This window comes from Staphylococcus caeli (assembly GCF_051413795.1).
Lineage (GTDB): Bacteria > Bacillota > Bacilli > Staphylococcales > Staphylococcaceae > Staphylococcus > Staphylococcus caeli_A.
Window position 1 is genome coordinate 64,397 of record NZ_JBOIRQ010000007.1, and the last position, 11,978, is coordinate 76,374.

The following is an 11,978-nucleotide window of genomic DNA, read 5'->3' on the forward strand; positions in this document are numbered from 1 at the left end:
ATATTATCGGTTAACTATTATTATGTTAAATATCTTTCTTAGCTGAATAGAATAAGTTTACGACAAACAATACAACGATAGACGCTGAAGTAATAAACCATTGCCAATTAGTAAATGTATAACTTCCTGAAGTTGTTTTAGAAGTTAAGTAACTAAATGGAATATATTTTAATGAATCTTGGATATTATCACCAATTTTAGGAATCATAGGTAAAAATGGTTCTGCGAATGGCACAATTAATACTAGGAAGATACCTAATGTAAATATAAGCGCCGTCTTCGGAACGATTAATGAGAATAAATATAATAGTAAACCAAAGAATAAATGGAACATCATAAAGAACCAAAGTAACTCAAATATTTTTTTCGTCTTAATGTTTTCTCCATCTACAAAACCTTGGATGATAAGTACAATTGCAACAAGTAAGACAGTCATCAATATTGCAATTAAAATAATCGAAATTAATTTAGTTACTACGTAACCCACACGGCTAGATGTTTTATTCATGTAAAGCTGAATAGTTCCTTGAGAAATATCTCTCGTAATCGTTTTAATAACGAAGAGTAACCCCATTAGTGAGAAGAACCAGCTGCCGATTGATAACAACGTATTACCGTTCATTTCATCAGATTGTTGTACAAATAAGATTGTGAAACCAACCATTGGAATTAATGTTAAAAGTATTGCTAAGTATGTTAATGGACTCTTAAAAATGCTATACATATCATATTTTACGAGTTGTAAACTATTCATTATTGGCCACCTTTCTGATTAATATTGAAGTAAGTATCACGTAGTGAACTTTTACGTGTTTCAATAAATTCAGGGAATATATCTTTACTTGCCAAGCCTTTTAGCACATCTTGGTAACTCTTTTGAGCTTTAATAATGACTTCACCGCTTGCTTGCTGTGTTTGAATCACATCAAAGTGTTCATTTAAAAATGCTACGCCCGCTTCGAAATCTTTATTACCAAGTATTAATACTGTTGAATCTGAAGGCGCTCCTTCTTTCATATCAACGTCTTGTACAAATTTACCATCTCTTAAGAACACTGCTCTATCACAGATTAATTCAATATCTTCAAGTTTGTGACTAGAGATTAAGATTTTCATTTCCAATTGCTTAACTAATGATTGGATTGTTGTAAGTACATCAATTGATCCGTCTGGGTCCATGCCATTTGTAGGCTCATCTAGAATCAGGTATTTAGGTTTATTCATTAGAGAAACCGCAATAGCTAACTTCTGTTTCATACCCATTGAATATTTTTTCACTTTTTTCTTAACATACGGTCTCATACCAAATGCATCAATAATTTGATCTGCATATTTTTTATCAAAACCATCACCTAATACATTCGCGAAAAGTTTTAAATTATATAATCCAGATTTATTATCATACAATTTAGGATGTTCAATTAAGTAACCAATATTTTCTTTACTACCTAATTTAACATCACCTTTATAGTTGATAATATTTCCATTCATGACTTTCATAAGTGTTGTCTTTCCGACACCATTTTTACCAATCAAGCCAACGATTTGGCTATGACCAAAATCAAATTCAATATTATCTAATACGGTGTTATCGCCATACGTTTTTGTAATATTTTTTAATTGCATAAATGCGCCTCCTTTATTTTTTTAATAATCTTTTAAATTGAATCCAGTAATTCATGGCAAGGAAAATAATACTCAAAGCCAAGAATCCATAATTAAAAGCAGGTTCAACATAATCTAGAATTGTAAGCTGAACTTTGAAGATACTTACCACTGCTAATGCCATTAGTACTGCGACTATCGGAATTAAAATTAGCATTGCCAATAAATACATTAAATAAGAAATGTACTCGGTTTTTTGTTCGGAATACCGTTTAAATGCTATCGGAATGGCAAAGAAATTAATTGCAATATAGGAATAAGGTAACGTCAGATTAAAGTTGATTTCACTGGCTGCCACATTAGAATTTGGAATATTAAATAATGATAAAATAGCTGCTCCAACCAGCGTAAATATAATCATTGTTACATAATTTGCATTAAGCATATCTCTCTTAGAAACGGGCAAACTCCCAAAAAAGTCATATGCCATTGGATGACCTAGCTTTGCATTCAATCGAAATACATGACCTGAGTCAAGCACCGAAACAAAAAGTAATAGCATTGCAACCGTTGAATAAATTACTTTTGTATAAATCGAATTATTTTCAATAATTAACTGAAGTGGAGAAATCAATAACAAAAAAATATAAATAATAATTGTCCATTTACGTAACTTGATATTTCTAATCAGTAAATGCTTCACGTACTGACCTCCCCATCGCCATACGCCCCCATATACTGATGACCTTTTTCAAGATAGACCATCAATTCTTCTATTGTTGGTTTTGTTATTGCAACATCATTACCAAACAATTCTTTAAACACATTCGCATGTGTAGTAAGGGCAGTATAACCAGTCTTGTTCATCTCAACATATTGCGATAATGCTTTTAGTTCTTCATCTAACTGACTGACGTCACCTTGAACTATTTGATATTGATTCAAAATATCATCTAAGAACTGGTTCAATATAATATTTCCATCTTTAATGTATACGAGATAGTCAGCAATTTTTTCTAAATCTGAAATAATATGTGTAGAAATAAATACCGATTTACCTTCATCAATTAATTCTGCTTGAATAATGTCTAATACTTCATTCCTAACAATGGGATCCAATCCCGAAGTTGGTTCATCTAATATAAATAGTTCTGCATGATGGCTAAAGGCAATTGCGATTGATAATTTCATCTTCATCCCAGTCGAAAAAGTTTTAATTTTTTTATTAAAAGCTAAATCGAATTTATCCAAGTAAAAGAGAAAACGCTCATGATCCCATCGACTATAAAAGGGAGCTATGTAAGACTCAATTTTCTTCACTGTCCACTTTTCATTTAGATATAATTCCGAATAAACAAATCCAATCCTATCTTTAATCTCAACAGCATGTTCATTCATAGATTTATTAAATAAATGAATCTCACCTTTATCTGGTTCAATTAAATCCATAATCAATCTGATGATTGTTGTCTTACCTACACCATTAGCGCCAATAAATCCTGTCACAAATCCTTGAGGTACTTGAAAAGAAACATCGCTTAATTTGAATTCTTTATGCTGATAACTCACAGCATTTAATTCTATTGCGTTCATTCTTCACCCTCCTCAAAAATCAGCTCTATGATTTCTTGTAATTCAGGTAAAGACATTCCAATCGTCTTTGCTTCTTTACTGATTGATTGTGCCAATGATTCAATCACAATAAACTGTTTCTCTTTTAAAATTGAACTATCTTGCTGTTTTACAAAAGTGCCTTTGCCCCTAATTGTAAATACAAAACCATCTTTTTCTAAATCTTCATAAGCACGTTTCGTAGTAATCACGCTCACACTTAAATCGTGTGCCAATTCTCTCATTGACGGTAAATGTTCACCCGGTGCAACATATCCCTTTAAGATGTTCTCTTTAATTTGTTGCTTAATTTGTTCATAAATGAGTCGTTCACTACTATTTTTCAAAAGTATTTTCATGGACGTCCTCCCCTACAACTGTATATACACAATATATACAATATATACACACTTGTAAAGAGAAAATTATAATTAATTGCATACTTTTTAATATTTAAATATTTACGTTGTGTTTTGCATCAATTTAAAGACACAAAAAAGCATCTTTCAAAATACCCTCTATTTAGAGTGTTTACTTTAAAAGATGCCCAAAAGTCTCTTACTTCTAATAAAACGTTTTAAATAGTTTTAAATAATTCAACTTCAATTTTAATAAATGACTTTGATTATTATTTTTATAATTCGTTACTAAAATAAATTTTAAAACTATCAAACAGATCGCATCATACATGAATTAAGTACAAATAGAAAATGATATAATTACTATTATCTTTTATAGTTAGAATTATCGGACAAGAATTCAGATACCAATTGCAAAAAGTATTCTGGAGATTCTAAGTTAGCTAAATGTGCAGCATCAAATATTACATGCTTTTTTACATTTGGTATTTCTTTATACATTAACTCAGCTATATCATGAAAATCTTCCACATCATAATTTCCATTAATTATTAATACAGGTATTTGGATATTTTTAATCTGTGAAATGTTATCTTTTGTTTCGATTTCTTTGCATACGTATTCAGGTTCAGCTTTAGTTAACGAATTCATTTGCATATCAAGAATTAAATGCTTCACATATGGTTCTATAAGTTCTGGAGCCCTATTTCTTAATATCCATGTTTTATAATTAAACTGACTTGTTTCTTCTATTTTACCTTCTTGTAATAATTTTTCTTCTTCTGCTTCATATTGTTGTAGAAAATTGGAATCTTTCCATCCGCTCAGAGCCGGAGACATTAATGCTAAACTCAAGCATTTTTCTGAGTACTCCAAATAAAAATCAATGGCAATTTTACCACCAAATGAAGCAGCTACAATATGAATATGATTGACACCTAGATCTACGAGTATTTCATTAATAATATTACTATAAGAGTATTCCCCACCTATGAAATCACTTAAACCAAAACCAGGAAGGTCGAGACGAATAACATGGTACTTTTCCGATAATAAATGAAACTCATTATCCCACATACGTGAATCTGCAATTCCAGCATGTAAAAATAATATACTTTCACCCTCACCTTTAGTCTCAAAATAAATGTTTGCTCCTGTAGCTTTAAAAATGCCATTAACTTCATTTGTCTGCATAGTAAAAATCCCCCACTTTATAAGTATAATTAACGATTAATACATTAAACATAAATACGATGAGACTATCTCAATTAATTAATTTCTGTACACGACCTATTCAATTTTTTCACTTCAGTTACCAAGTTACTTAATAAGATTTGCTTCATCCTATTTTTAATACAATGATTTCATTTTATTAATAGAAAAATACTGTTTGTTAGATAAAAAAATCGGCCCTTGACTTAATTTCAGACTAAACTTCTTTATATTGAAGTTGTCTAGTTAAGTGTAACCGATTAAACGTACCTAATTCATTTTTTATTATTGGTTTTTGTTATTACGTTTACGTTTGTTATTATTCCGATTAATAAAGGCACAAATCATAAACATGATAGCAGCAATCAATAATTTAATTCCGGAATCTTCTTGACCAGTTGCTTGTAAGTAATAACCTACGATAAATAAAACAATCGCAATAATTACAAATATTTTTGTTAAATGTTTCATATTTTCACCTCAAACAATTACATTGTATCAAATTATAAGAATTATGCTAAGCATGCCCTATTGAAATTAAAAGATTTTGTAAATATTTACATTAGTATGACTATATGAAATTCAAATTATATTACAATAAAATGCATGATACTTTATTATACGACGCTGTATATATTAAATTAGACAGTGATATTTATAATGCACAATTCAATTTATTGTTTGCAGAATTATAACGATGATGATAAAATTGTAAATGTATCCACGAATTATATTACACAACCCCAAGTCTGGGCCAACAGACTTGGGGTTTTTTGTGTAAGGCCACCTATTTGTCTTTCCATTTGCTTTCTAACCAAACACGGAACACAATAAGTAAGCTACCTGTTAATAAAGTTGTAATCATTTCTTGCCACCACGAAATCATATTACACCTCCCACAGAAAAAGTACCATGCAGGATTTCGATGGCCTGTCTACATTTTAACATAAAAGAGAACGTATGTTCTATAAAATGTGCAGATTTTTTAAATTTTAACTTTAATGTAGTTACGATACTTTAATTTTAAGCTGTTTCAAGATAATATATAAGTATCACTGAAAAAGTAAAGAGAGGTTGACCAACAATATGAATCCTTTAGCCTTAGATTTAAATGAACAACTATCGAAATCAAATCCTGAAATTGCAGATATGCTTTCAGATTTAGGAAAACTAATGTACTATCCAAAAGGCATTTTATCTCAATCTGCAGAAGCTAAATCTACGAAATATAACGCTACGATCGGTATGGCTACAGACAAAAATGGCAAAATGTATGCTAATACACTGAATGATGTATTTACTAAACTTGAGCCAGATGAAATCTTTCCTTACGCTCCACCACAAGGTATTGAGTCTTTACGTGACTTATGGCAACAAAAAATGTTGAAAGAAAATCCTGATTTAACAGCTACAGATATGACACGACCTATTTTAACCAATGCTTTAACGCATGGTTTATCATTAGTCGCAGATATGTTCGTAGATAGTGGAGATACGATATTATTACCTACACATAACTGGGGTAATTACAAACTTGTCTATAGTACAAGACATAGTGCTGAAATTGAAACGTATGATATTTTTGATGAATCTGGTCATTTTACAATAGATCATTTAATTTCGACACTTGAAAATTATAAAAAAGACAAAGTCATGCTCATTTTAAACTATCCAAACAATCCTACTGGTTACACACCTACTAAAGATGAAGTGAAAATTATTGTTGAAGCTATTAAATCTTTAGCTGAGCGTGGTACAAATGTCATTGCACTCGTAGATGATGCTTATTACGGTTTATTCTATGAAGATGTTTATACACAGTCCTTATTTACTGCATTGACAAATCTGCACATGGACAATGTACTACCTATCCGATTAGATGGTGCTACTAAAGAATTTTTTGCTTGGGGACTCCGCGTAGGATTCATCAGTTTTGGTGTATCTGATGAAACGACGAAGCAAGTATTAGAGGCTAAAGTTAAAGGATTAATCAGAAGTAATATTTCTAGCGGACCGATGCCTTCTCAAAGTGCTGTCAAATATGTATTAGAAAATGCAGATACTTTTGACAAGGAAATCCAACAGAATATTGATACATTACAAGCAAGATATGAAGTCACTAAAGCAGTCGTTTATGACCAACAATATGCGTCATATTGGCAAGCTTATGACTTTAACTCTGGTTATTTCATGGCATTAAAAGTAAATGATGTAGATCCAGAACAATTACGTCTACATCTTATCAATGAATATTCAATTGGCATCATTGCATTAAATAGTACAGATATTCGTATCGCGTTTAGTTGTATAGAAAAAGAAGATATACCACACGTGTTCGATTCTATTGCTAAAGCAATTGCTGATTTACAAAAATAAATAAATTGACATAAAATAACGGAGATTGTCTAAAATGGACAATCTCCGTTTTATATTATTATTGTTGTTGTTTTAGGATGCGTGACATTTCTTCGATTTTACCTGCATGTAATGGGATATGAATCGCATTAAGTACAAGTAATTCATTTAACGTATTACACCCTGCTATCGTTTCTGTAAGTTCTAATTCCAATTGTTCGTCTGTTAATTTTCTAGCTCGGTCAGGTAACGTTTTTAAATATTTAAATATTTCATCTATAGTAGGTACATCTTCATGATTCCAATTTTGCGGGGAAGTACCGTATCCGAAAAGACTCGTGTATCGTGCGATATCCACTTCATTTTGTTCACAAAGTGATAATGCACTTTCAAAAATTGTTAGTACATGTCCATATTGCCAGTGGATTGTGTTGGGAAATGCGTCAATCTTGTCGTCTAGTATCTGTTCGTTATTCCAATTATCGTAAGCTGAAATTAAGTAATGGACGCCCGTGTCAATAACCTCGTAAACTGTTGCTTTTGTCATAATTTAGCTCCCTTTCATATTAAAAATGAAAAACATATTAAATCATGTATAAGAACCGTTACTAATTATACTTTTCTATATTACCCTAAATTACATAAAGCATTCATATTATATAAAGTATTTATAATTTTCTATAGCAATAGTTACTTAAACTCACAAATTACTTATATTGTTTAAAATATGCTTCATTGAGATGATTTAAATCAATATTTTCAATTTGTAATGTTACATGTTCCAAACCATACTTATTTTTCAATAACTCCGATACTGTATTAATCGTTGCGTAAGGAGATTGGATGTACTTATCACTCAGTACGACATGAGCACTTAATGAACTATGGTTTGTTGTAATACTCCATAAATGAAATTCGTGCACATCAATGACACCTTCAACTGATTTCATATCTTCTATAATGGCATCTGTTTGAAATTCATCTGGTACACATTCCATAAGGACTTTCCATGCATTTTTCGTGATTTTAAAACCACCATTTAAAATAATTAAAGAGATAATGATACTAATTATCGGGTCGATAATATACCAACCAGTAAAATGAATTAAAATAACAGCTACAATGACGCCCACTGAATTTAATAAATCTCCCATAAAATGCCACAGTGCACTTTGAATATTGACATTATTTTCTTTTTTCAAAGATCTAACTAAAATCAATGTTAATATGACATTTACGACAAGTCCGATACTGGCAATAAATACCATTAAGCCACTTTCTACCTGTTGTGGATGAATGATTCTCATGATACCTTCATACATAATCCATACAGATATAACCATTAACGCTAATCCATTAAGAAAAGCTGCTATAATTTCTAATCTTAAAAATCCAAAAGTATATTTTTGAGTAGGCGCTTTGCTAGCAAAATATATAGCAACCATTGATAAACCAAGTGCTAATACATCACTTAACATGTGAAAAGAATCCGAAAGTAGTGCTAATGAATTAGCAACAATGCCTCCAACAAACTCAATTACAGTAAAAATGATTGTAATTATTAAAGAAGCCCAAAGTGTATATTTAGAGCTATTTTGAAATTTTCTATGATCTACATGGTGAAAATAATTTGTTTTTTCATCCATTGATTCACTCCTTAAAATGATAATTTAATCATAGCAAAATTCGTCATTTTTAAATAAAAAAAACAAAATTGTCCGAAACTTTACATATTTATTAGATGTTAGTAATACCACTAATTTTATAATCAAATAATCAATAATTTCAAAGCATAAAAAAACGCTATCCAAAAGTTCTATAAACTAGTGGATAGCGTAATAAATTTAAACTTTTTATCAAAAATGTAATAATCTTAAATGACTGATTACATCATACCTGGCATTCCGCCCATACCTGCTTGAGCGTCATTATTATTTTCTTCAGGAATATTTGCCACAACTGCTTCTGTAGTAAGGAACATTGCCGCTACACTTGCAGCGTGTTGTAGTGATGAACGAGTTACTTTCGTAGGGTCAACGATACCCGCTTCTAACATATTCACCCATTCATTTGTAGCTGCATTGAATCCAACACCTACATCAGCATTTTTAAGTCTTTCTACGATAATTGATCCTTCTAAACCAGCATTTTCAGCAATTTGACGTACTGGTGCTTCTAAAGCTTTTAATACAATATTAATACCAGTTGCAACATCGCCTTCTGCTTCAATTTTAGCAACTTTATCATATACGTTCATTAATGCAGTACCACCACCAGCAACGATGCCTTCTTCAACAGCTGCTCTAGTAGAGTTTAATGCATCTTCAATACGTAATTTGCGTTCTTTAAGTTCTGTTTCACTAGCAGCACCAACTTTGATAACAGCAACGCCACCAGCTAATTTTGCTAAACGTTCTTGTAATTTCTCTTTATCAAAATCAGAATCTGTCTCATCAATTTGCGCTTTAATTTGACTCACACGTGCATCGATACTATTTTGATCGCCATCACCATCAACTACAGTTGTATTGTCTTTTGTGATTTCGGCTTTATTCGATGTACCTAACATATCTAATGTTGCATCTTTTAATTCTAAACCTAAATCATCTGTGATTACTTGTGCACCTGTTAAAATAGCTAAGTCTTCTAACATCGCTTTACGACGGTCACCGAAACCTGGTGCTTTTACAGCTACAGCCGTAAATGTACCACGCATACGGTTAAGTACGATGTTTGTTAAAGCATCACCTTCAACATCATCAGCAACAATTAAGATTGGACGATTAGATTGAACAACCTGCTCTAATAACGGTAAGATATCTTGGAATGAAGAAATCTTTTTATCTGTGATTAAGATATATGGTCTTTCAAGTTCTGCAACCATTTTATCTGAGTCAGTAACCATGTATGGTGATTGGTAACCACGATCAAATTGCATACCTTCTACGACTTCTAATTCTGTGTTAAAGCCACTAGATTCTTCTATCGTAATAACACCATCATTACCAACTTTTTCCATTGCTTCAGAAATGTATTTACCAATTTCTTCATCTGCAGCTGAAATTGATCCTACTTGTGCAATTTCATTTTTATTATCTACATTTTGTGAAATTTCATGTAATGCTTCGATGGCTACTTCAACGGCTTTGTCGATACCTTGTCGTAAACCTACTGGATTTGCACCACTAGTTACATTTTTTAAGCCTTCTTGAATCATAGCTTGTGCTAATACTGTTGCAGTTGTCGTACCGTCACCAGCAATTTCGTTTGTCTTATTAGCAACTTCTTGAACTAATTTTGCACCCATATTTTCATATGGATCTTCTAATTCGATTTCTTTTGCGATTGTAACACCATCATTTGTAATCAATGGTGAAGTATACTCTTTATCTAATACGACATTACGCCCTTTTGGTCCAATTGTAACCTTAACGGCATTCGCCAATTTATCTACGCCTCTCAACATTGCTTGGCGTGCATCTTCAGAGAATTTTAAATCTTTTGCCATAACTTTTTAACCTCCATGATGTGTTTCTTATTTAATGATTTATCGTTATATTTATATTAATCTAAAATTTATTTATGCTTCTATAATTGCTAAAATATCATCTTCGTTAACGATTAAGTATGTTTCGTCACCACGTTTAACTTCTGTTCCAGCATATTGTTGGAACACCACATTGTCACCTTCATTAACTTCAGGAGCAACACGAGAACCATCTTCTAAAATACGTCCTGCACCTACTGCAATTATCGTACCTTCGTTGGATTTCTCTTTCGCGCTATCTGTTAATACAATACCGCTTTTTGTTGTTTGCTCTTGTTCTGTTTTTTGAATAATTACTCGGTTACCTAATGGCTTTAACATTTTTAGTTCCTCCTTCAAAGTATAAAATGTTTAGCACTTTAAGATAGTGAGTGCTAATCTAATTTCTATAATAATCAAAGTTGGTCAATATTTCAAGTTAAAACCATCGTCCCTTAATTTTGTCTTAATCCTGTTTTTACGATAAAATAAAGTATCATATAAATTTTTTGGAGGTTCATTATGTCTCGTTTATGGGTATCCATATTGACATTAGTTATTTACGGTTTGGCACAATTTGGTGTCATTTTATTACATATGTTTGGCTTGTTTGACAATTTAAGCAATAAAGAACTACTTTTCGCAAATATTTATACACAAGTCGGGTTATTTATTGTTGCAGCAATTTTAATATCTCTACTAAATCTGTTTATTGCTAATCCGACACGATTAGAACAAGAACCCAAAACAAAGAAACGATTTATCGCGTTTTGGGTAATAGGTGGATATTTTGCAGTCATGATTTATCAAATTATTGCTGGCATAATTAACATGTATGTATTAGGTGGACCACAAACAAGTCCCAACACTGAACGACTTATGAAAGTGGCACAAGAAATTCCACTATTTATTATTTTAATATCCGTTGTTGGTCCAATCTTAGAAGAATTTGTTTTTAGAAAAGTAATATTTGGTGAACTGTATAATATCATTCACGCTAATAAAAAAATTAAGTTCTTGATAGCTGCAATTGTTAGCTCTGTGATTTTCAGTGCTGCACATGCAGACCCATCATTTTTTGTCATCTACTTTGGTATGGGATTTATTTTTGCTGGATTGTATACCCTAACCAAACGAATTTGGGTGCCTATTTTGGTTCACATGATGCAGAATGGTTTCGTTGTCATTATTCAAGTATTAATTGGTCCTGAAAAAATAAAACAAATGCAAGAATCCACATCATTTATATTTCATTTCATAATTTAAACATAAAAGGAAGAACGTGCGCGTAGTCGCATACGTTCTTCCTT

General features: G+C 31.4%; 14 protein-coding genes. 2 read left to right on the forward strand and 12 right to left on the reverse strand.

Annotated features, from left to right (window positions below):
- Positions 1-25: 25 nt before the first annotated feature.
- From pmtD to ACSULM_RS05560, 8 genes are all read right to left on the reverse strand, one after another.
- Complete coding sequence (gene pmtD, locus ACSULM_RS05525) at positions 26-754, reverse strand: phenol-soluble modulin export ABC transporter permease subunit PmtD (protein WP_436861183.1); 729 nt, start codon at positions 752-754, stop codon at positions 26-28.
- The gene (pmtC, locus tag ACSULM_RS05530) at positions 754-1,626 is read right to left on the reverse strand and encodes a phenol-soluble modulin export ABC transporter ATP-binding protein PmtC (protein WP_436861185.1); all 873 of its coding nucleotides are present in this window, start codon (positions 1,624-1,626) and stop codon (positions 754-756) included. Before pmtC ends, pmtD begins: the two co-directional genes overlap by 1 nt.
- 13 nt (positions 1,627-1,639) lie before the next feature.
- The gene (pmtB, locus tag ACSULM_RS05535; protein WP_436861187.1) at positions 1,640-2,308 is read right to left on the reverse strand and encodes a phenol-soluble modulin export ABC transporter permease subunit PmtB; all 669 of its coding nucleotides are present in this window, start codon (positions 2,306-2,308) and stop codon (positions 1,640-1,642) included.
- The gene (pmtA, locus tag ACSULM_RS05540; RefSeq protein ID WP_436861189.1) at positions 2,305-3,198 is read right to left on the reverse strand and encodes a phenol-soluble modulin export ABC transporter ATP-binding protein PmtA; all 894 of its coding nucleotides are present in this window, start codon (positions 3,196-3,198) and stop codon (positions 2,305-2,307) included. Before pmtA ends, pmtB begins: the two co-directional genes overlap by 4 nt.
- Positions 3,195-3,575: a PSM export ABC transporter transcriptional regulator PmtR gene (gene pmtR / locus ACSULM_RS05545; RefSeq protein ID WP_436861191.1), complete on the reverse strand. Its 381-nt coding sequence runs from the start codon at positions 3,573-3,575 to the stop codon at positions 3,195-3,197. Before pmtR ends, pmtA begins: the two co-directional genes overlap by 4 nt.
- 366 nt (positions 3,576-3,941) lie before the next feature.
- Entirely contained in the window at positions 3,942-4,769 is an 828-nt protein-coding gene (locus ACSULM_RS05550) for an alpha/beta fold hydrolase (RefSeq protein ID WP_436861194.1), read from the reverse strand.
- 303 nt (positions 4,770-5,072) lie between these two features.
- Positions 5,073-5,258 (reverse strand): SE1626 family protein, encoded by a 186-nt coding sequence (locus ACSULM_RS05555; RefSeq protein WP_069996604.1) that lies wholly within the window; start codon positions 5,256-5,258, stop codon positions 5,073-5,075.
- 316 nt (positions 5,259-5,574) lie between these two features.
- Entirely contained in the window at positions 5,575-5,670 is a 96-nt protein-coding gene (locus tag ACSULM_RS05560; protein ID WP_436861266.1) for a Trp-rich small protein, read from the reverse strand.
- 203 nt (positions 5,671-5,873) lie between these two features.
- On the opposite strand from ACSULM_RS05560, the gene ACSULM_RS05565 reads away from it, so the two are divergent.
- Entirely contained in the window at positions 5,874-7,163 is a 1,290-nt protein-coding gene (locus tag ACSULM_RS05565; protein ID WP_436861196.1) for an aminotransferase class I/II-fold pyridoxal phosphate-dependent enzyme, read from the forward strand.
- Between the two features lie 58 nt (positions 7,164-7,221).
- On the opposite strand, the gene ACSULM_RS05570 is transcribed toward ACSULM_RS05565, so the two are convergent.
- From ACSULM_RS05570 to groES, 4 genes are all read right to left on the reverse strand, one after another.
- Complete coding sequence (locus ACSULM_RS05570; protein WP_436861198.1) at positions 7,222-7,689, reverse strand: DinB family protein; 468 nt, start codon at positions 7,687-7,689, stop codon at positions 7,222-7,224.
- Between the two features lie 160 nt (positions 7,690-7,849).
- On the reverse strand, positions 7,850-8,788 hold the full coding sequence (locus ACSULM_RS05575) for a cation diffusion facilitator family transporter (protein WP_436861200.1): 939 nt from the start codon (positions 8,786-8,788) through the stop codon (positions 7,850-7,852).
- Between the two features lie 239 nt (positions 8,789-9,027).
- Entirely contained in the window at positions 9,028-10,650 is a 1,623-nt protein-coding gene (groL, locus tag ACSULM_RS05580; protein ID WP_436855733.1) for a chaperonin GroEL, read from the reverse strand.
- Between the two features lie 72 nt (positions 10,651-10,722).
- Positions 10,723-11,010 (reverse strand): co-chaperone GroES, encoded by a 288-nt coding sequence (groES, locus tag ACSULM_RS05585; RefSeq protein WP_436855734.1) that lies wholly within the window; start codon positions 11,008-11,010, stop codon positions 10,723-10,725.
- Between the two features lie 180 nt (positions 11,011-11,190).
- Here groES and mroQ point away from each other — a divergent pair, with 180 nt between their 5' ends.
- On the forward strand, positions 11,191-11,934 hold the full coding sequence (mroQ, locus tag ACSULM_RS05590; protein WP_436861202.1) for an intramembrane glutamic endopeptidase MroQ: 744 nt from the start codon (positions 11,191-11,193) through the stop codon (positions 11,932-11,934).
- Positions 11,935-11,978: the final 44 nt, after the last annotated feature.